The sequence below is a fragment of the Aeromicrobium sp. REDSEA-S38_B2 genome (genome assembly GCF_001628525.1).
Classification (GTDB): domain Bacteria; phylum Actinomycetota; class Actinomycetes; order Propionibacteriales; family Nocardioidaceae; genus Aeromicrobium; species Aeromicrobium erythreum.
In genome coordinates, this window is the sequence record NZ_LUNH01000003.1 from 25,422 (window position 1) to 45,229 (window position 19,808).

General features: G+C 68.6%; 13 protein-coding genes. 12 read left to right on the plus strand and 1 reads right to left on the minus strand.

The window, feature by feature from the left end; genetic code table 11:
* Positions 1-50 precede the first annotated feature (50 nt).
* The 12 genes from A6Q81_RS00365 to A6Q81_RS00420 all read left to right on the plus strand — a co-directional run bounded on the left by A6Q81_RS00365 (position 51) and on the right by A6Q81_RS00420 (position 18,218).
* A complete protein-coding gene (locus tag A6Q81_RS00365) occupies positions 51-770 on the plus strand; it encodes an MlaE family ABC transporter permease (protein WP_083516566.1) in 720 nt (239 codons plus the stop codon).
* Between the two features lie 2 nt (positions 771-772).
* On the plus strand, positions 773-1,603 hold the full coding sequence (locus A6Q81_RS00370; RefSeq protein WP_067854755.1) for an MlaE family ABC transporter permease: 831 nt from the start codon (positions 773-775) through the stop codon (positions 1,601-1,603).
* Position 1,604: 1 nt separating this feature from the next.
* Positions 1,605-3,068, plus strand: a complete 1,464-nt coding sequence (locus A6Q81_RS00375) for an MCE family protein (protein ID WP_286689132.1) — start codon at positions 1,605-1,607, stop codon at positions 3,066-3,068.
* A 37-nt stretch (positions 3,069-3,105) separates the two neighbouring features.
* Positions 3,106-4,209 (plus strand): MCE family protein, encoded by a 1,104-nt coding sequence (locus A6Q81_RS00380; RefSeq protein WP_286689133.1) that lies wholly within the window; start codon positions 3,106-3,108, stop codon positions 4,207-4,209.
* Positions 4,206-5,156, plus strand: coding sequence for an MCE family protein (locus A6Q81_RS00385; RefSeq protein ID WP_067854762.1), 951 nt, complete (start codon positions 4,206-4,208; stop codon positions 5,154-5,156). Before A6Q81_RS00380 ends, A6Q81_RS00385 begins: the two co-directional genes overlap by 4 nt.
* Positions 5,153-6,328, plus strand: coding sequence for an MCE family protein (locus A6Q81_RS00390; protein ID WP_067854763.1), 1,176 nt, complete (start codon positions 5,153-5,155; stop codon positions 6,326-6,328). Before A6Q81_RS00385 ends, A6Q81_RS00390 begins: the two co-directional genes overlap by 4 nt.
* Entirely contained in the window at positions 6,325-7,800 is a 1,476-nt protein-coding gene (locus A6Q81_RS00395) for an MCE family protein (RefSeq protein ID WP_067854765.1), read from the plus strand. The genes A6Q81_RS00390 and A6Q81_RS00395 overlap by 4 nt, the downstream gene beginning before the upstream one ends.
* Positions 7,797-9,011 (plus strand): MCE family protein, encoded by a 1,215-nt coding sequence (locus tag A6Q81_RS00400; protein ID WP_067854767.1) that lies wholly within the window; start codon positions 7,797-7,799, stop codon positions 9,009-9,011. The genes A6Q81_RS00395 and A6Q81_RS00400 overlap by 4 nt, the downstream gene beginning before the upstream one ends.
* Positions 8,981-9,577 (plus strand): Rv1363c family protein, encoded by a 597-nt coding sequence (locus A6Q81_RS00405; RefSeq protein WP_144433650.1) that lies wholly within the window; start codon positions 8,981-8,983, stop codon positions 9,575-9,577. The genes A6Q81_RS00400 and A6Q81_RS00405 overlap by 31 nt, the downstream gene beginning before the upstream one ends.
* Positions 9,574-10,473 (plus strand): hypothetical protein, encoded by a 900-nt coding sequence (locus A6Q81_RS00410; protein WP_286689134.1) that lies wholly within the window; start codon positions 9,574-9,576, stop codon positions 10,471-10,473. Before A6Q81_RS00405 ends, A6Q81_RS00410 begins: the two co-directional genes overlap by 4 nt.
* Before the next feature lie 325 nt (positions 10,474-10,798).
* On the plus strand, positions 10,799-14,284 hold the full coding sequence (gene rpoB / locus A6Q81_RS00415) for a DNA-directed RNA polymerase subunit beta (protein WP_067854770.1): 3,486 nt from the start codon (positions 10,799-10,801) through the stop codon (positions 14,282-14,284).
* An 88-nt stretch (positions 14,285-14,372) separates the two neighbouring features.
* Positions 14,373-18,218: a DNA-directed RNA polymerase subunit beta' gene (locus A6Q81_RS00420; protein ID WP_067854771.1), complete on the plus strand. Its 3,846-nt coding sequence runs from the start codon at positions 14,373-14,375 to the stop codon at positions 18,216-18,218.
* A gap of 507 nt (positions 18,219-18,725) precedes the next feature.
* Here A6Q81_RS00420 and A6Q81_RS00425 read toward each other — a convergent pair.
* Positions 18,726-19,808, minus strand: a complete 1,083-nt coding sequence (locus tag A6Q81_RS00425; protein ID WP_286689135.1) for an acyltransferase family protein — start codon at positions 19,806-19,808, stop codon at positions 18,726-18,728.

The window sequence follows — 19,808 nt, forward strand, 5'->3', positions numbered from 1 at the left end:
CAACGAAGCTGACGGCTCCCGCACGCGTCGCGGGTGGGCTGTTCGCCTTCATGCTCGACGTCACCGTCGCGCTGTTCCGGCGTCCGTTCCAGCTCAAGGAGTTCCTGACGCAGGCGTGGTTCATCGTCACCGTGACGATCGTGCCCACCGCCCTCGTCTCGATCCCCTTCGGCGCGGTCATCGCGCTGCAGGTCGGCGGCCTCATCAAGCAGTTCGGCGCCCAGTCGTTCACCGGCTCCGCGGCCGTGCTCGCGGTGGTGCGCGAGGCCGGCCCGATCGCCACGGCCCTGCTGATCGCGGGCGCCGCCGGCTCGGCCATCGCCGCCGACTTCGGCTCGCGCAAGATCCGCGAGGAGCTCGACGCGATGATGGTGCTGGGCATCGACCCGATTCAGCGCCTCGTCGTGCCGCGCGTGCTCGCCTGCATGCTCATCGCCGTCTTCCTGAACGGGTTGGTGACCATCGTCGGCGTGGCGGGCGGCTACGTCTTCAACGTCGTCCTGCAGGACGGCACACCAGGGGCGTACCTGGCGTCGTTCACGGCACTCGCGCAGCTGCCCGACATCTACCAAGGCATGGTCAAGGCCGTCATCTTCGGCTACATCGCCGCGATCGTGGCCTCCTACAAGGGCATGAACGCCAAGGGCGGGCCGAAGGGCGTGGGCGACGCGGTGAACGAGGCCGTGGTGATCACGTTCCTCCTGCTGTTCATCGTGAACTTCTTCGTCTCGGCCATCTACATCCAGCTCGTGCCGCCGAAGGGGATGTGAGCATGGCGACCAAGGTCAGCGCGCTCTACGAGCGCCCCGCAGCCGCCCTGGAGGGCATGGGCACGCAGCTGCTCTTCTACCTGCGCGTCCTGCGCGCGGTGCCGTTCACCATCAAGAACTACAGCCGCGAGATCCTGCGGCTGCTCGCCGAGGTCACGCTCGGCTCCGGCGCGCTCGCCGTCATCGGCGGCACCGTCGGCGTCATCGTGGCCATGTGCTTCTTCACCGGTACCGAGGTCGGCATCCAGGGCTTCGCCGCGCTCGACCAGCTCGGCACGTCGGCCCTGTCCGGCTTCGTCTCGGCCTACTTCAACACCCGCGAGATCGCGCCGATCGTGGCCGGCATCGCCCTGGCCGCGACCGTCGGCTGCGGCTTCACCGCCCAGCTGGGCGCCATGCGGATCTCCGAGGAGGTCGACGCGCTCGAGGTCATGGCCGTGCCGTCGATGCAGTTCCTCGTCACGACCCGCGTGCTCGCCGGCCTCATCGCCGTCATCCCGCTGTACGTGGTCGGCCTGCTGTCCTCCTACTTCGCGACCCGGCTGACCATCACCCAGTTCCTGGGCCAGAGCACCGGCACCTACGACCACTACTTCCAGACGTTCCTGCCCCCGGGCGACGTGCTGTGGTCCTTCGGCAAGGTGCTGATCTTCGCCGTCGTCGTCATCCTCATCCACTGCTACTACGGCTACTACGCCTCCGGCGGCCCCGCCGGCGTCGGCGTGGCCGTGGGGCGCGCCGTCCGAACCTCGATTGTCGCGGTCAACGTCGTCGACCTGCTCGCCTCCATGGCGATCTGGGGCACGACCGTCACCGTCAGATTGGCGGGCTGACATGGCTGCCACACCCCTCGCCGAGCGCCCCACCAGCCTCAAGCTCCTCGGAGCCGCGCTGGTCGCGATCATGCTGTTCTTCATCTGGCTGACGTTCGCGTTCTTCTCCAAGACCTTCGTGGCCTACGACGACGTCACCGTCGACACCGGCACCGCCGGCCTCAACCTGCCCGAGAACGCCGACGTGAAGCTGCGCGGCATGATCGTCGGCGAGGTGCGCAAGGTCGAGCCGCACGACGGCGGGGTGCGCATCGTGCTCGGCATGAAGCCCGACCTCATCGACGAGGTGCCGGCCGACGTCACGGCCGAGATCGTCCCGAAGACGCTGTTCGGCGAGAAGTACATCGCCCTCATCCCCGCCGACGACGCCGGGCCGGAGAAGCTGAAGGCCGGCGACATGATCGCGCGGGCCGAGGTGCCGATCGAGGTCGAGCAGCTCCTCAACGACCTCTACCCGCTGTTGCAGGCGGTCGAGCCCGCCGAGCTGTCCTCGACGCTGACCGCGGTGTCGCAGGCGCTCGAGGGTCGCGGCGAGAAGCTCGGCCAGACGCTGGTCCAGGCCAACGAGTACCTGACCGCCCTCAACCCCGACGTCCCGACGCTCGTCACGGACCTCACCAAGCTCGGCACGGTCTCCGACGGCTACGCCGCGCAGATGCCGACCCTCGGCCGGCTGCTGCGCAACACGGTCGTCACCGGCAACACGGTGGTCGCCAAGCGCACCCAGCTCGCGGCGTTCTACAACGAGGGCACGCGCCTGGCGAACACCCTGACCGACTTCACGAAGGCCAACGGCGACAACCTCGAGGTCCTGGCCAAGCAGAACCGCGTCATCCTCGGCGTCACCGCCGAGTACGCGAGCAGCTTCCCGTGCTTCACCGGCGGCATGGCCACCGTGCTGCCGAAGCTGAACAGCGTGCTGCGCAACAACACGGTGCACATCGACCTCGAGACGCTGCCGCAGCAGCCGACCTACTTCGGCTTCGACGAGAACGCCCGCATCCCCAGCAACCGGCAGATCGAGCAGGCCCCGCAGGCCGACCCGAGCAAGGTCGAGTACATCGACGCGCCCGACAAGAAGCGCGGCAAGCTGCCCAACACGATCGGCGCCGTCTGCGAGGACCTCAAGATCTTCAAGCAGAACGCCGACGACCCGTCGAAGTGGCCCTACAGCAAGTCCGACCCGTTCGAGGTCTCCCCGGAGGTGTTCAAGCTGATCGGCGTGCGGAACAGCCACAACGGCAAGTTCGGCACCGATGCCGACTACCAGCGTGCCGCCGTGTCGAGCCTGGACGAGGCAGGCTTCTTCAACCCCAGCCTCGCCGACACCGACACGCCCCAGCAGCGGGCCGAGGCGCGCAGCCTCGCCGCCGCGATGGCCGGCGTCGACGAGGACCAGGTCCCCGACGCCGCCTCGCTGCTGCTCAGCCCCATCCTGCGAGGCACGGAGGTGAAGGCGCCGTGAACCGCCGTCAGACCGTCCGCGCCGAGGAGGTGAGCCGATGAGCAGGATGCTCGACAAGGAGTCGATCAGCGCGATCGTCAAGCTCGCGGTGTTCTTCGTCGTCACCGGCACCGCCACCGCCATGCTCATGCTCACGCTGAGCAACGGCAGCCTCGGTGCCAGCAACGAGTACAAGGCCGTCTTCTCCGACGTCACCGGCGTCGCGAAGGGCGACGACGTGCGCATCGCGGGCGTCTCGGTCGGTTCGATCAAGTCGGTGAAGATCCACGACACCGACGAGGCCATCGTGACCTTCTCGGTGCGCTCGACCACGCCGCTGACGAAGGACACGATCGCCCAGCTGCGCTTCCGCAACCTCGTCGGCCAGCGCTACCTGGCGCTGTTCCAGGGCGGCGACGGCGACACGTCACGGCTCGCGCCCGGGTCGACGATCCCGCAGGACCGCACGGAGGAGGCGCTCGACCTCAACGTGCTGCTCAACGGGTTCAAGCCGGTCTTCCAGGCGCTCTCGCCGGAGGACACCAACAAGTTCGCCTTCGAGATCGTGCAGACCCTGCAGGGCGAGTCCGGCAACGTGCAGAACCTGCTGGCGCGCACCGCGTCGCTCACCAGCACGCTCGCCGACCGCGACCAGCTGATCGGCGACGTCGTCGTGAACCTCTCCGACGTGCTCGACACGATCGGCAGCCGTGACCAGCAGCTGACGGCGACCATCGACACGCTGCAGCAGTTCATCACCGGGCTCAAGGGCGACCGCGAGGCCATCCTCGGCTCGCTCGACTCGATCTCCGACCTCACGACCGAGACCTCGAACCTGCTCGTCGAGGGCCGCCCCGACCTGACGGCCGACGTCAAGCAGCTGCGACGACTGACCGGCAACCTGTCGAAGAAGCGCAACCTCGACACCCTCGAGTCGGCGCTGCAGATCCTGCCGATCAAGATGGAGAAGCTCGGCAACCTGGTGTCGAACGGCAGCCTGTTCAACTTCTACGTCTGCGAGCTCAACGTCGACGTCAGCCAGCTCACCGGCACGCCGCTCGACGGCCTGCTCGACGGTCTCCTGAAGCAGCTCGGCTCGCTCAAGGCCGGTGGCGACCGCTGCCGCACCGGCGGCAACGAGTACGGGAAGGCCGCGTCATGAAGCCGTTCCGCGAGCGCAACCCCGTCATCATCGGCTTCATCGGCTTCGCCGTGATCGCCATGCTGCTGGTGGCCGCCTTCCGTGCCGACCGCCTGCCGATCATCGGCGCAGGCGACACCTACCACGCCGAGTTCGCCGAGATCGGTGGCCTGAAGTCCGGCAACGAGGTCCGCGTCGCGGGCGTCCCCGTCGGCAAGGTCCGCGACATCGAGCTCGACGGCAACAAGGTCAAGGTGACGTTCAAGGTCGACAAGGGCACCCGCCTCGGCCGCGAGACCGCCGCCGAGATCCGCATCCGCACGCTGCTCGGTGCACAGTTCCTGGCGCTGCAGCCGTCGGGCTCGGGTCGCCTCGAGAAGGGCGGCACGATCCCGGAGTCGCGCACCACGCCGCCCTACGACGTCGTGCAGGCGTTCTCCGACCTCAGCACCACCACCGAGGCGCTCGACGTCGACCAGATCTCCCAGGCGCTGGAGACCCTCTCCGACGTCGCCGCGCAGACGCCGGAGGAGTTCCGGGGCGCCATCCGCGGCGTCTCCGACCTCTCGCGCAACCTCGCCGCGCGCGACGAGCAGATCAACACCCTGCTGAAGAACCTCAAGAAGGTCACCGGCGTCATCAACGCCCGCGACGACCAGCTCGTGGCGCTCGTCAAGGACTCCTCGGTGCTCTTCGACGCGATCAGCGCCCGGCGCGAGGCGATCCACCGCCTCCTCGTCTCGACGCAGGAGATCTCCGCCCAGCTGACCGGTCTGGTCAAGGACACGGAGGCCGACCTGCAGCCGGCGTTGCGCCAGTTGCGCACCGTCACCACCATGCTGGCGCGCAACGAGCAGAGCCTCGACCGGGCGCTCACCGTGATGCCCGGCTTCCTGCGGGTCTTCGCCAACGCGCTCGGCAACGGGCCCTGGTTCGACACGTACGTCAAGATCGGAGGGGCAGGATGAGCAGGCTCGCCGGTGCCGCACGCATCCTCACGGTGCTCGTCGCCCTCGTGCTCGTCGTCGGACTCGTGATCGTCTTCGGGCAGCGCGACGCGAAGAAGACCATCACGGTCGACTTCACCCAGACCAACTCGCTGTACGAGGGTTCCGACGTCCGGATCCTCGGCGTGGCCGTCGGCACCGTCGACCGGCTCGTGCCCCGCGGCAAGACGGTGCGCGCGACCATCTCCTACGACGCCTCGGTCAAGCTGCCCGACGACGTGAAGGCCGTCGTGGTCTCCCCGTCGATCGTCGGCGACCGGTTCGTCCAGCTCGCCCCGGCCTACGACGGGGGAGCGGTCCTCAAGGACGGCGCGCGCCTCGGCGTGAGCCGGACGGCCGTCCCGGTCGAGCTCGACCAGGTCTACAAGTCCCTCGACGACCTCTCGGTGGCGCTCGGCCCAGACGGCGCCAACCGCAACGGCGCCGTCAGCGACCTCGTCCGCGACACCGCGAAGCAGCTCGACGGCCAGGGTGCCCAGGTCAACGAGACGCTGCGCAACTTCGGCAAGCTCAGCCAGACGCTCTCCGACAACAAGGACGAGCTGTTCGGCAGCATGCGCGAGGTCGACCAGTTCGTGCAGCTCCTGCAGACCAACGACCAGTCGGTGCGCGACTTCTTCGACAGCACCGCCCAGGTCTCGACCGTCCTGGCGGGCGAGCGCGAGGACCTGCAGGCCACCATCAAGGCCCTCGGCGATGCGCTGGTCGAGGTCCGCCGACTGGTGCGCGAGAACCGCTCGGAGCTGCGCGGCAACGTCAAGCAGCTGGCGACGGTCGCGCGCGTGCTCGGCGACCACCAGAAGGACCTCGAGCAGTTCACGATCAGCGCGCCGACGGCCCTGTCGAACGTCGCCCTCGCCTACAACGGCAACACGGGCACGCTCGACAACCACGCCGACGTGCTCCAGCTGCTGCTGGGTGCCGTGGAGGACCCGGGCGACCTGCTGTGCAACATCAGCGAGAACCTGCCGATCGACGTCAAGGAGCCGTGCGACGTCCTCGGCGGCGTGCTCGACGACCTCCTCAAGCCGATCACCGGCGGACTGCCGCTGCCGCGCGCCGCCGTGGCCAACGCGCCGTCGCCGGACCGCACCGACACGTCGCTGTCGCAGATGCTGGGGGTGGAGCGATGAGCCTGCGCCGACGCGGCCTGCGGGCCGCCGCCGTGACCGCCGGGAGCGCCGTGCTCCTGTCGGGCTGCGGCTTCTCGCCCTACGAGCTGCCGCTGCCCGGTGGCGCGGACCTCGGGTCCGACCCGTACACCGTGACCGTCCAGTTCCGCGACGTCCTCGACCTGGTGCCGCAGAGCGCCGTGCGGGTCAACGACATCGCGGTCGGGAAGGTCACCAAGATCCGGCTCGACGGCTGGACGGCCACCGCGACCCTCGAGATCAACCGCGACGTCGAGCTGCCCGACAACGCCGAGGCGCAGATCCGCCAGACCAGCCTGCTGGGCGAGAAGTTCGTGTCGCTGGCTCCGCCGTCCACGGGGGGCGAGGGCAGGCTCGGCAACGGCGACCGCATCCCGCTCGACCGCTCGGGGCGCAACCCCGACATCGAGGAGGTGCTCGGTGCGGCCTCGCTGCTCTTCAACGGCGGCGGCCTCGAGAAGACGAACACCATCGTCAAGGAGCTCAACAAGACGCTCGACGGCAACGAGCCCGAGGTCAAGCAGCTGCTGCAGAGCACCACGACCTTCATCGGCCAGCTCGACGAGAACAAGGGCGAGATCCTGACCGCCCTGGAGAAGGTCGACAACCTGGCCAAGGCGACGAAGGCGCAGGAGGGCGCGATCACCCAGGCGCTCGACGAGCTGCCGGAGGCGCTGCGCACCCTCGACGCGCAGCGTGACGACCTGGTCGGCCTACTGCAGTCGCTGGACCGGCTGAGCGACACCGCGACGGGCGTCATCCGACGCTCCAAGGACGACACGCTGGCCGTGCTGCGCGACCTCGAGCCCACGTTGCGTGAGCTCGCGAACGCCGGCGACGACCTCGCCACGGCGAGCCAGCTGATCTTCACCTACCCGTTCACCGACGCGATCGCCGGCGGGTCGCCGGCGCGTGCCAGCAGCCCCTGCACGGCCTACGACCCCGCGGTCCCGGCCACGCAGAACAAGGCGCTGCTGCGCAAGCAGGTCGCCGAGGGCGCCTGCTACGGCGACTTCATGAACCTCGACATCAACCTGTCGCTGAACACCGGGCAGCTCACGAACCTCGTGGAGGGCCTGCTGTCGCTCGGCAACACGATCGGCTCGGCGAAGCCCACGGGCTCCTCGGCGCCCGCCTCGGGCGGGTCGGGCTCCGGCGCGGCCGGCGCTCCCGCCAACCAGCTCGTCGAGCTGGTCGAGGGCCTGACCAGCCAGGGCGACACCGGCCTGCCGTCGCTGCCGGGCACCTCCGACGGCACCGGCTCGCAGCCGTCGCCGTCGGCCAGCCCGTCGCCGTCGGCGTCCACGTCGTCCCGCGGCGGCTCGTCCTCCGGCGGTGGAGGCGGTATCTGTTCCCTGCTCGGCAACTGCCGGGTCACGACGACGAGTGAGCTCATGGCCACGCAGACCGAGGACGTCGCGCGGCTGGTGCTCGGACCGGTGGTGCAGCGATGATCACTCGCCTGACCAAGATCCAGCTGGCGATCTTCGCGATCATCGTCGCCGTCGGCGCGACGTTCGTCGGCGGCAAGTACGCCCAGCTCGACCGCCTGTTCGTCGACCGCACCTTCCCCGTCACGGCCGACTTCGCCGACTCCGGCGGCATCTTCGCCGGGGCCGAGGTGACCTACCGCGGCATCGCGGTCGGCAAGGTCAAGCAGCTGAAGTTCACCGACGACGGCGTGAACGTGGTGCTCGACATCAACAAGGACGCGCCGAAGATCTCCTCCGACGTCGTGGCCACCGTGGCCAACAAGTCGGCCATCGGCGAGCAGTACGTCGACCTCTCCCCGCGTACGAACGAGGCACCGTACCTGAAGGCGGGCACCACCATCCCGCGCTCGGACACGCGCATCCCGATCGACACCACGACCCTGCTGCTCAACCTGAACTCCTTCGTCTCCAGCATCGACACCCGCAGCCTCAAGACCGTCGTCGACGAGCTCGGCACCGCGTTCGAGGGGACCGGACCCGACCTCGAGCGCATCCTCGACACGTCCTCGGAGTTCATCACCGCGGCGCAGGAGAACCTCGGCGTGACGCAGCGGCTCATCCGCAGCTCCTCGGGCGTCCTGCAGACGCAGATCGACAAGCAGCCCCAGCTCGAGACCTTCGCGAAGAACCTGGCGCTGCTCTCGGACACCCTCGTGGAGTCCGACGGCGACCTGCGACGCCTGGTCGACGAGGGACCGTCGGCGGCCAAGACCGTCAACGACACGGTCGCGGAGAACGCGGCGCAGCTGCGCACGATCTTCGCCGACCTGCGCAGTGCGACCGAGCCGCTGGCCCGCAACTCCAAGAGCCTCAAGGCGCTCGCCATCGTCTACCCGTACGTGCTCGAGGGCACCTACAGCGTGGTCGCCCCGAGCAAGAGCACCAAGGGGGAGTGGGACGCCCGCTTCGGCCTGGTGATCACCAACCCGAGCGACACGAGCAACCCCAAGCCGTGCGACGAGGACGACAACGGGCAGCGACCGCGGCGCGAGCCGATCGAGGTCTACGACATGCAGTTCGACGTGGACGCCGGCTGTATCGTCAAGGACAAGGTCCCGCGCGGGCCCGACAAGACCGTGATCAACCGTGATCGGGCCGCCGTGGGAACCGGGGCCGACGCCTCCGGAAAGGACTCGTGGACGTGGCTGCTGCTCGGACCGGCGATCCGCTGACCGCGCGCAGGAGCTCCACCCCCCTCGTCGTCATCGCCGTCCTCGGCGTGCTCGTCGGGGTGGCCGGGCTGCTCGTGCCGCGGTTCGTGGGAGGTGGCGAGGACGCCGAGCGCGACGCCGTCGTGGCGCGCGTCAACGACTTCGCGACGACGTACAACACCTACGACGTCGCCGACCTCGCGAGCTACCAGAAGCGGATGAAGCCGCTGCTGACGCCGGCCTACGACAAGGAGTTCGTCCGCGTCACGAACGCGGTCTTCGGCGCCCTGGAGTCCAAGGACCAGAAGAGCGGCGACGCCAACGTGCTCGCCGTCGCCGTCGACTCGATCGACAAGGATTCCGCCATCGCGATCGTCGCCGTCGACGCGTCGATCACGACGTCGTCCGACGAGACCGCGGTGCAGCGTCGGTTCCGCTGGAAGGTCACGCTGTCCAAGTCCGACGGCGACTGGCGGGTCAGCCAGTTCGACACGGTGGTGCCGCTGGACGCGTCCACCGATCCCGGGTCGGGCGGCGCGAGCCCGTCGCCGTCGGCCTCGCCGTCCGCGTCGCAGGAGGGTCAGTGAGCACGCCCGAGGGACCGAAGAAGCGCCGCAGGATCGCCGGGGAGTCGACGCCGGGTGCGGCGCGGCCGCCCGTGCCGGCGAAGAAGGTCGTGCGTCGCCCGGTCGCACGCCCGGGCGCGCCGGTCGAGCCCGAGCCGACCCCGGTCGACGAGCCGACCGTCGAGGAGCAGGAGGCCGCGCAGCCCACGCCCCCGACGGCTCCCCGCGTCGCACCCCGGGTGGGACGGCGCAACGACCGGCGCACCGGTGCCGCCGGCGACGTCGCAGCGTCCGCCCCGAGTGCGACGCCGGTCGAGGACGAGCGCGTCGACGACGCCGCTGCCGAGGCCCAGCGGTGGGGCTCCGATGCGCGCGCGGACGTCGAGTCGAGCGACGCGGGTGCCGGCGCAGGTCGCCGGGCCCTCGACCCCGCGCGCATCGTCCTGGTGGGCGTGGCCGTCCTGGCCGTCGTCTTCGGTGCGTTCTTCGGCTACCGCGGCGTGGCCGACTGGCGCGAGACCCACGGGGTCGACGGCGTCCACGACAAGGCCGCCGAGGCGGCCGCCTCCGCCGCGGAGACGATCTTCACCTACCGCTACGACCGCATCCAGCAGTACCTCGACGACTCCAGCGACGTCATGACCTCCTCGTTCGCCAAGGACTTCGAGAGCATCTCGCCGGCCCTGCGCGACCTCGCGCCGCAGCGCAAGATCCAGGTCAAGGCCACGACCCGCGACTCCGCCGCGATGTCGTGCGGCGACGACTGCCGCCGCGACCGCGCCACCGTGCTGGTCTTCGTCGACCAGGCGCGTCTGGCCGACGGCTCCGAGGTACCGACGGTCTTCGGCAACCGGGTCGAGATGACGATGGTCGAGCGCGACGGACGCTGGCTCGTCGACGACATCAAGGCGCTCTGAACCGGCGCGTCGGACCCGCCGGGCGCCTCCGGTCCGTCTCTCCGGCGGGCGCTGCGCAGGCTCCAGGCCACGTCGGACCGCCGCGCGGACGGCCCGCGACCCCTGGCGTTGCAGTCCTTTCGGGCCGTGAGCCTGCGGAGCGGCCGAATACTTTGGCCCATCTCAGGCTGGTTGTCAAGGACCAGGCTTGCGCGCGTGTGGACGGGGGGGCTAGACTGAATCTTCGCGCCCGCCTCGTCGCCCTCGTTGCCCCTTGACTGGGGGCGTCAGTCATGCGCACAAGTCCATCACGTGACACCCTTGCGAGCCTCTGGAAGGACCCCTCTTGGCCGCCTCGCGCACCGTCGCCGCACCTGCCCAGAACAACAGTGCCACCAACGCACCCCGCCGCATCTCCTTCGCCAAGATCTCCGAACCGCTCGAGGTTCCCGAGCTCCTGGCCCTGCAGACCGACAGCTTCGACTGGCTGATCGGCAGCGAGAAGTGGAAGGCCGAGGTCGAGGACGCCCTCGCTGCCGGCCGCACCGACGTCTCCACCAAGTCCGGTCTGGAGGAGATCTTCGAGGAGATCTCCCCGATCGAGGACTTCTCCGAGACGATGAGCCTGTCGTTCCGCGACCACCGCTTCGAGCCCCCGAAGTACTCGGTCGAGGACTGCAAGGACCGCGACGTCACCTACGCCGCGCCCCTGTTCGTCACCGCCGAGTTCATGAACAACGAGACCGGCGAGATCAAGAGCCAGACGGTCTTCATGGGCGAGTTCCCGCTCATGACCCCCAAGGGCACCTTCGTCATCAACGGCACCGAGCGCGTCGTCGTCAGCCAGCTGGTCCGCAGCCCCGGCGTCTACTTCGAGCGCACGCCCGACAAGACGTCGGACAAGGACATCTACACGGCCAAGGTCATCCCCTCGCGCGGCGCGTGGCTGGAGTTCGAGGTCGACAAGCGTGACCTCGTCGGCGTGCGTCTGGACCGCAAGCGCAAGCAGAGCGTCACCGTCCTGCTCAAGGCGCTCGGCTTCACCGAGGCGCAGATCCTCGAGGAGTTCGGCCAGTACGAGTCGATCCGTCTGACCCTGGAGAAGGACAACGTCCAGACCCAGGACGAGGCCCTGCTCGACATCTACCGCAAGCTGCGTCCGGGCGAGCCGCCGTCGCGCGAGGCCGCCCAGAACCTGCTCGACAACTACTACTTCAACACGAAGCGGTACGACCTGGCCAAGGTCGGTCGTCACAAGGTCAACAAGAAGCTCGGCGCCGACGAGGCGTTCGACCAGCAGACGCTGACCATCGACGACGTCGTCGCCACCATCAAGTACGTCGTGGCGCTGCACGCCGGCGAGACCGAGCTGGAGATGCCCGCGGGCACCACCCTCGTCGAGGCCGACGACATCGACCACTTCGGCAACCGTCGCATCCGCACGGTCGGCGAGCTGATCCAGAACCAGCTGCGCACCGGCCTGGCGCGCATGGAGCGGGTCGTGCGCGAGCGCATGACCACGCAGGACGTCGAGGCCATCACGCCGCAGACGCTCATCAACATCCGTCCGGTCGTGGCGGCGCTGAAGGAGTTCTTCGGCACCAGCCAGCTGTCGCAGTTCATGGACCAGAACAACCCGCTCGCGGGTCTGACCCACAAGCGCCGTCTGAACGCGCTCGGCCCGGGTGGTCTGTCGCGTGAGCGCGCGGGCTACGAGGTCCGCGACGTGCACCCGTCGCACTACGGCCGCATGTGCCCGATCGAGACGCCTGAAGGTCCGAACATCGGTCTGATCGGCTCGCTGGCCTCCTACGGTCGCATCAACGCGTTCGGCTTCATCGAGTCGCCGTACCGCAAGGTCGTCGACGGCCGGGTCACCGAGCAGATCGACTACCTCACGGCCACCGACGAGGACCGGTTCATCGTCGCCCAGGCGAACTCCCCGCTCACCGAGGACGGGACGTTCGTCGACGACGCGGTGCTCGTGCGCCAGCGTGGTGGTGAGGCCGAGCTCCGCCCGGCCGCCGAGGTCGACTACATGGACGTCTCGCCGCGCCAGATGGTCTCGGTCGCGACCGCGCTCATCCCGTTCCTCGAGCACGACGACGCCAACCGCGCCCTCATGGGTGCCAACATGCAGCGCCAGGCGGTCCCGCTGGTGCGCAACGACGCCCCGCTCGTCGGCACCGGCATGGAGTTCCGTGCCGCCGTCGACGCCGGCGACGTCACGGTCGCCAAGAAGGCGGGTGTCGTCAAGGAGGTCTCGGCCGACCTGGTCGAGATCATGGAGGACGAGGGCACGTACACGACGTACCGCCTCGCGAAGTTCCGCCGCTCCAACCACGGCACCTGCACGAACCAGCGTCCCCTCGTCGCCGAGGGCCAGCGCGTCGAGGTCGGCACCCCGCTGGCCGACGGTCCGTGCACCGACGAGGGCGAGATGGCGCTGGGCACCAACCTGCTCGTCGCCTTCATGCCCTGGCAGGGCCACAACTACGAGGACGCGATCATCCTCAGCCAGCGTGTCGTGCAGGAGGACCTGCTCACCTCGATCCACATCGAGGAGCACGAGGTCGACGCGCGTGACACCAAGCTGGGCCCGGAGGAGATCACCCGCGACATCCCGAACGTCAGCGAGGAGATGTTGGCCGACCTCGACGAGCGCGGCATCATCCGCATCGGCGCCGAGGTGGGCAACGGCGACATCCTCGTCGGCAAGGTGACGCCCAAGGGCGAGACCGAGCTGACGCCGGAGGAGCGCCTGCTGCGCGCCATCTTCGGTGAGAAGGCGCGCGAGGTCCGCGACACGTCGCTCAAGGTCCCGCACGGCGAGTCCGGCACCGTCATCGGCGTCCGCGTGTTCGACGCGGCCGACGGCGACGAGCTCAGCCCCGGCGTGAACCAGCTGGTCCGCGTCTACGTGGCCCAGAAGCGCAAGATCTCCGACGGTGACAAGCTCGCCGGCCGTCACGGCAACAAGGGCGTCATCTCCAAGATCCTGCCGATCGAGGACATGCCGTTCCTCGAGGACGGCACCGCCGTCGACATCGTGCTCAACCCGCTGGGTGTGCCCGGCCGCATGAACGTCGGCCAGGTGCTCGAGACCCACCTCGGGTGGGTGGCCAAGGCAGGCTGGGACATCGGCGACCTGAAGGACGAGTGGGCCGACCGCCTGCGCGCCATCGGCGCCGACCGTGCCCCGGCGAACTCCAACGTCGCGACGCCCGTCTTCGACGGTGCCCGCGAGGACGAGATCCAGGGCCTGCTGGCCTCGACGCTGCCCAACCGCGACGGCGACCGCATGGTCGGCCCCGACGGCAAGGCGGTCCTGTTCGACGGTCGTACCGGCGAGCAGTTCCCCGACCCGATCAGCGTCGGCTACATGTACCTGCTGAAGCTGCACCACCTGGTCGACGACAAGATCCACGCCCGCTCGACCGGTCCGTACTCGATGATCACCCAGCAGCCGCTCGGCGGTAAGGCCCAGTTCGGTGGCCAGCGCTTCGGTGAGATGGAGGTCTGGGCCCTCGAGGCCTACGGTGCCGCGTACGCGCTGCAGGAGCTGCTGACGATCAAGTCCGACGACATCGTCGGCCGCGTCAAGGTCTACGAGGCGATCGTCAAGGGCGAGAACGTGCCCGAGCCGGGCATCCCCGAGTCCTTCAAGGTCCTCGTCAAGGAGATGCAGTCGCTGTGCCTGAACGTCGAGGTGCTGTCCAGCGACGGCTCCGCCGTCGAGATGCGCGACGCGGAGGAGGACCTCTTCCGCGCCGCCGAGGAGCTCGGCATCGACCTGTCGCGTCGCGAGCCCTCCAGCGTCGAAGAAGTGTGAGCCGGCGGGGCGCCGTCGCCACGACGGCGCCCCCACCCTCACTCCCCGCTCACCACTGAATTTCGAAAAGTAAGGGAAAGAAGACACCGTGCTCGACGTGAACTTCTTCGATCAGATCCGGATCGGTCTCGCGACCGCCGACGACATCCGCGGATGGTCCTACGGCGAGGTCAAGAAGCCGGAGACGATCAACTACCGCACGCTCAAGCCCGAGCGTGACGGCCTCTTCTGCGAGAAGATCTTCGGTCCCACCCGGGACTGGGAGTGCTACTGCGGCAAGTACAAGCGCGTGCGCTTCAAGGGCATCATCTGCGAGCGCTGCGGCGTCGAGGTGACCCGCTCCAAGGTGCGTCGCGAGCGCATGGGCCACATCGAGCTCGCTGCGCCGGTCACCCACATCTGGTACTTCAAGGGTGTCCCCAGCCGCCTCGGCTACCTGCTCGACCTCGCCCCGAAGGACCTCGAGAAGGTCATCTACTTCGCGGCGTACATGATCACGCACGTCGACGAGGAGGCGCGTCACCGCGACCTGTCCTCGCTGGAGTCCAAGATCGACCTCGAGGTCAAGCAGCTCGAGGCCCGTCGTGACGACGAGGTCAACCAGCGCCTGCAGAAGCTCGAGGAGGACCTCAAGGCCCTCGAGGACGAGGGTGCGAAGGCCGACGCCAAGCGCAAGGTCAAGGACGCCGCCGAGCGTGAGGCCAAGCAGCGTCGCGACCGCATCCAGCGCGAGATCGACCGCCTCACCGAGGTCTGGGACCGCTTCAAGAACCTCAAGGTCCAGGACCTCGAGGGCGACGAGATGCTCTACCGCGAGATGACGTACCGCTTCGGTGCGTACTTCGAGGGCTACATGGGCGCCGCTGCCATCCAGAAGCGTCTGCAGTCCTTCGACCTCGACGCCGAGGCGGAGTCGTTGCGCGAGATCATCGCCACCGGCAAGGGCCAGAAGAAGACCCGCGCCCTCAAGCGACTCAAGGTCGTCTCGGCGTTCCTCGGCAGCAGCAACCACCCCGAGGGCATGGTCCTCGACGCCGTGCCGGTGATCCCGCCGGAGCTGCGTCCCATGGTCCAGCTCGACGGTGGCCGCTTCGCCACGTCGGACCTCAACGACCTGTACCGCCGCGTCATCAACCGCAACAACCGCCTCAAGCGACTGCTCGACCTCGGCGCGCCCGAGATCATCGTCAACAACGAGAAGCGGATGCTGCAGGAGGCCGTCGACTCGCTGTTCGACAATGGCCGTCGCGGTCGCCCCGTCACGGGCCCGGGCAACCGTCCGCTCAAGTCCATCTCGGACATGCTCAAGGGCAAGCAGGGTCGTTTCCGTCAGAACCTCCTCGGCAAGCGCGTCGACTACTCGGGCCGTTCGGTCATCGTCGTCGGCCCGCAGCTCAAGCTGCACCAGTGCGGTCTGCCCAAGCAGATGGCGATCGAGCTGTTCAAGCCCTTCGTCATGAAGCGTCTGGTCGACCTCAACCACGCCCAGAACATCAAGTCCGCCAAGCGGATGGTGGAGCGCGGCGTGCGCGCCGAGGTCTGGGACGTGCTCGAGGAGGTCATCACCGAGCACCCGGTGCTGCTGAACCGTGCACCCACCCTGCACCGTCTGGGCATCCAGGCGTTCGAGCCGCAGCTCATCGAGGGCAAGGCCATCCAGATCCACCCGCTCGTCTGCTCGGCCTTCAACGCCGACTTCGACGGTGACCAGATGGCCGTGCACCTGCCGCTGAGCGCCGAGGCGCAGGCCGAGGCCCGCATCCTCATGCTGAGCACGAACAACATCCTGAAGCCGTCCGACGGCCGTCCGGTCACCATGCCGACGCAGGACATGATCATCGGCCTGTACTTCCTCACGCTCGAGCGCGAGGGACACCCGGGCGAGGGTCGTGCGTTCAGCTCGGTCGCCGAGGCCGTCATGGCCTTCGACCGCAAGGAGATCACCCTCCAGAGCAAGGTGCGGATCCGCATCCCCGGCGTCGACGGTGTCGTGGCGTCGCGGGAGACCACCCTCGGTCGCGCGATCTTCAACCAGGCCCTGCCGGACGACTACGCGTACGTCAACTACCAGGTCGGCAAGAAGGAGCTCGGGGTCATCGTCAACGACCTCGCCGAGCGCTACTCCAAGATCGACGTGGGCGTCGCGCTCGACAACCTCAAGGAGACCGGTTTCCACTGGGCCACGCGCTCGGGCGTCACCATCTCCATCGAGGACGTCGTCACGCCGGAGACCAAGCAGGAGATCCTCACCAAGTACGAGGGTCAGGCGGCGAAGGTCCAGCAGCAGTTCGACCGCGGTCTCATCACCGAGGACGAGCGTCGTCAGGAGCTCATCGAGATCTGGACCCAGGCCACGGCCGAGGTGTCCGGTGAGATGGAGAAGAAGTTCACCGCGAACGCCGACAACCCGATCTGGATGATGGTCCACTCGGGTGCGCGAGGCAACATGATGCAGGTCCGTCAGATCGCGGCCATGCGTGGTCTCGTGGCGAACCCGAAGGGCGAGATCATCCCCCGCCCGATCAAGGCGAACTTCCGTGAGGGCCTCAGCGTCGTCGAGTACTTCATCGCGACGCACGGTGCCCGCAAGGGTCTGGCCGACACCGCCCTGCGCACCGCCGACTCCGGCTACCTGACGCGTCGACTCGTCGACGTCAGCCAGGACGTCATCATCCGCGAGGAGGACTGCGGCACCGAGCGTGGTCTGCCGAAGGTCATCGCGACCCGCCTGGACGACGGCACGTTCGTGCCGGCGGAGAACGTCGAGACCTCGGCGTACTCGCGCAGCGCGGCCACCGACATCACCCACCCGGAGACGGGCGAGGTGCTGGTGGAGGCCGGCGGCGACCTCGGCGACGTCGAGATCGGCCAGCTCGTGACCGCCGGCGTGGAGACCATCCGCGTCCGCACGGTCCTGACCTGCGAGGCGGCGGCCGGTACGTGCGCCAAGTGCTACGGCCGCTCGCTGGCCACCGGCAAGCTCGTCGACATCGGCGAGGCGGTCGGCACCATCGCCGCCCAGTCGATCGGTGAGCCCGGCACCCAGCTGACGATGCGTACCTTCCACACCGGTGGTGTGGCCGGTGACGACATCACGCACGGTCTGCCGCGTGTGGTCGAGCTCTTCGAGGCCCGTCAGCCCAAGGGTCGTGCGCCGATCACCGAGTCCGCCGGTCGCGTCGCGATCGACGACACGGACAAGACGCGCAAGCTCGTCGTCACCCCCGACGACGGCTCGGAGGTGCAGGAGTACCCCGTCAGCAAGCGTTCGCGCCTGCTCGTCGAGGACGGCTCGCACGTCGAGGTCGGCCAGCAGCTCACCCACGGCACGCCGGACCCGCAGGAGGTCCTGCGCATCCTCGGTGTCCGTCGGGCGCAGGAGCACCTCGTGGACGAGGTCCAGGAGGTCTACCGCAGCCAGGGCGTGGCGATCCACGACAAGCACATCGAGATCATCGTGCGGCAGATGCTGCGTCGGGTCACGGTCATCGAGCAGGGTGACTCCCACCTGATCCCCGGTGACCTCGCGGACCGGGCGACGTTCGAGTCGGAGAACCGACGCGTCGTCGCCGAGGGCGGCACCCCCGCCTCGGGCCGTCCGGTGCTCATGGGCATCACGAAGGCCTCGCTGGCCGTCGAGTCGTGGCTGTCGGCCGCCTCCTTCCAGGAGACGACCCGCGTCCTCACGGACGCCGCCATCCACGGCAAGTCGGACTCGCTGCGCGGTCTGAAGGAGAACATCATCATCGGCAAGCTCATCCCGGCAGGTACCGGTCTCGACCGGTACCGCAACATCCGGGTCGAGCCCACCGAGGAGGCCCGCCAGGCCGCCTACGCCGTCACGGGCTACGAGTCCTACGACTACGGCTTCGGCTCGCCCGACGGCCCCGCCGTCCAGCTGGAGGACTACGACTTCACGTCGTACGAGCCCTGACGGACTGAACGCACGACGGCCCCGGACCTGCTGGTCCGGGGCCGTCGTCGTGTGGGGGTGCGGTCGTCGTGACGTCGCTGGTGCGCTGCCGTAGGGGATCTGGGGTTGCTGGTGCGCTGCCGCGGCTGGCGCTGGGGGTGGTCTCCGCAAGGGCCTCGACCGGGCGGCCGGGTGGCGCCGTGGCTCGGGTTCTCGGGCTGTGGCCTTCGGTGGACACAAGAACCTGCGTTCGTGCGCTGGGACGTCAAGGATGCTGCGATTGCTACGGGATCCCGTCGTGAACGCAGAAGCGTTCGGCCTCGCACGCGCGAAGGAAGAAGCGTGGGTGTGCTTGGGGGTGGGGTGGGCAGCGCTTCTCCCTTCGCGTGGCACGGTCCGCGAGAAGGAAGCATCGTTGCCACGCTCAGCCCCGTCGGCGGTGGAACATCAACCGCACGAGCGCTCCTGCGGTTGGAGATCCACCGATGGAGCGCGCGAACGCAGCATTGTGCGTCCCGGCAGAAGGCCTCAGGCGGTGGGCGCGGGGGCCTTCGACGACTTCGGCTTGGTCTCGGGGTCGGGGCGGAACAGCCAGCGGAGGCGGGGCTCGAAGACCGGGCGGAAGACGGTAGCGACCAGCTGCGTCATGAGCAGGTTCGCGACCACCGTGGCGACGACCATGGTCAGCACCACCGCGGGTGCGCCGTACTTCTCGAGGGAGTCGAACACGCCGAACTGGTAGCGCAGCAGCAGGATCACGTAGCCGTGCAGCAGGTAGCAGTAGAACGTGCGCCCGCCGAGACGCGTCGTCCACGACCGACGGCGGGGGACGAGCGAGAGCGCGGCGAACGTCAGCACCAGGCCGATGACGAGCAGCTCCGCGCGCTGCGTGATGCCCTCCAGGGGCGAGGCGCCGAGCGGGTCCTCGTCGTAGCGCTGCTTCCACAGCAGCCAGTCGAGCGTCCAGTTCGCCGAGTAGAGGTAGCAGATGACGAAGCTGCCGGCGAGCAGCAGCGCCGACCCGACCCGGATGCGGGGGTCCGCGAGCCGCTCGAAGCGCTCACGGCTCATGTGCAGACCGATCACGTAGAACGGCAGGAAGCCGAGGATCTTCGGCAGCGCCAGCACGTTCGGCACCTCGATGAGCCCGACCAGCAACGAGATCGCGATTGACGTCGTGATCGGGTAGCGCAGCGCACGCCAGATCGGGGTGGTCAGCCGCCACACGAACAGCGCCGCCATGAACCAGCCCAGCCACTGCGGCGACAGGAACTTGTACGGCTCCGGCTCGCCCGTGTAGTGGCGGGTGATCATCTGCATCGAGATCTCGATGATCAGGTACGGGACCACCAGGGTGCTGACGATGCGGCGCACCTGCCGCGCGTCGCCCATGTAGCGCCGAGCCGTGTAGCCGGAGATCAGGATGAAGAACGGCATGTGGAACGCGTAGATCCACACGTACACGCCGCGCGCGGAGTCCATCGCCACGAACTGCGTGAGGGAGTGCCCGATCACGACGAGCAGCATCACCCAGTACCGTGCGTTGTCGAGATAGGCCACGCGCTCCTTCGGGGCGGCGGTCGTCACGGGCAACGGGTCGAGGGCACTCAT

What these genes read in the sequence shown, in the direction of transcription:
- A6Q81_RS00365 (WP_083516566.1), top strand. Translation starts at nt 51, where the DNA reads ATGCTCGACGTCACCGTCGCGCTGTTCCGGCGTCCGTTCCAGCTCAAG.
- A6Q81_RS00370 (WP_067854755.1), top strand. Translation starts at nt 773, where the DNA reads ATGGCGACCAAGGTCAGCGCGCTCTACGAGCGCCCCGCAGCCGCCCTG.
- A6Q81_RS00375 (WP_286689132.1), top strand. Translation starts at nt 1,605, where the DNA reads ATGGCTGCCACACCCCTCGCCGAGCGCCCCACCAGCCTCAAGCTCCTC.
- A6Q81_RS00380 (WP_286689133.1), top strand. Translation starts at nt 3,106, where the DNA reads ATGAGCAGGATGCTCGACAAGGAGTCGATCAGCGCGATCGTCAAGCTC.
- A6Q81_RS00385 (WP_067854762.1), top strand. Translation starts at nt 4,206, where the DNA reads ATGAAGCCGTTCCGCGAGCGCAACCCCGTCATCATCGGCTTCATCGGC.
- A6Q81_RS00390 (WP_067854763.1), top strand. Translation starts at nt 5,153, where the DNA reads ATGAGCAGGCTCGCCGGTGCCGCACGCATCCTCACGGTGCTCGTCGCC.
- A6Q81_RS00395 (WP_067854765.1), top strand. Translation starts at nt 6,325, where the DNA reads ATGAGCCTGCGCCGACGCGGCCTGCGGGCCGCCGCCGTGACCGCCGGG.
- A6Q81_RS00400 (WP_067854767.1), top strand. Translation starts at nt 7,797, where the DNA reads ATGATCACTCGCCTGACCAAGATCCAGCTGGCGATCTTCGCGATCATC.
- A6Q81_RS00425 (WP_286689135.1), bottom strand. Translation starts at nt 19,808, where the DNA reads ATGAGTGCCCTCGACCCGTTGCCCGTGACGACCGCCGCCCCGAAGGAG.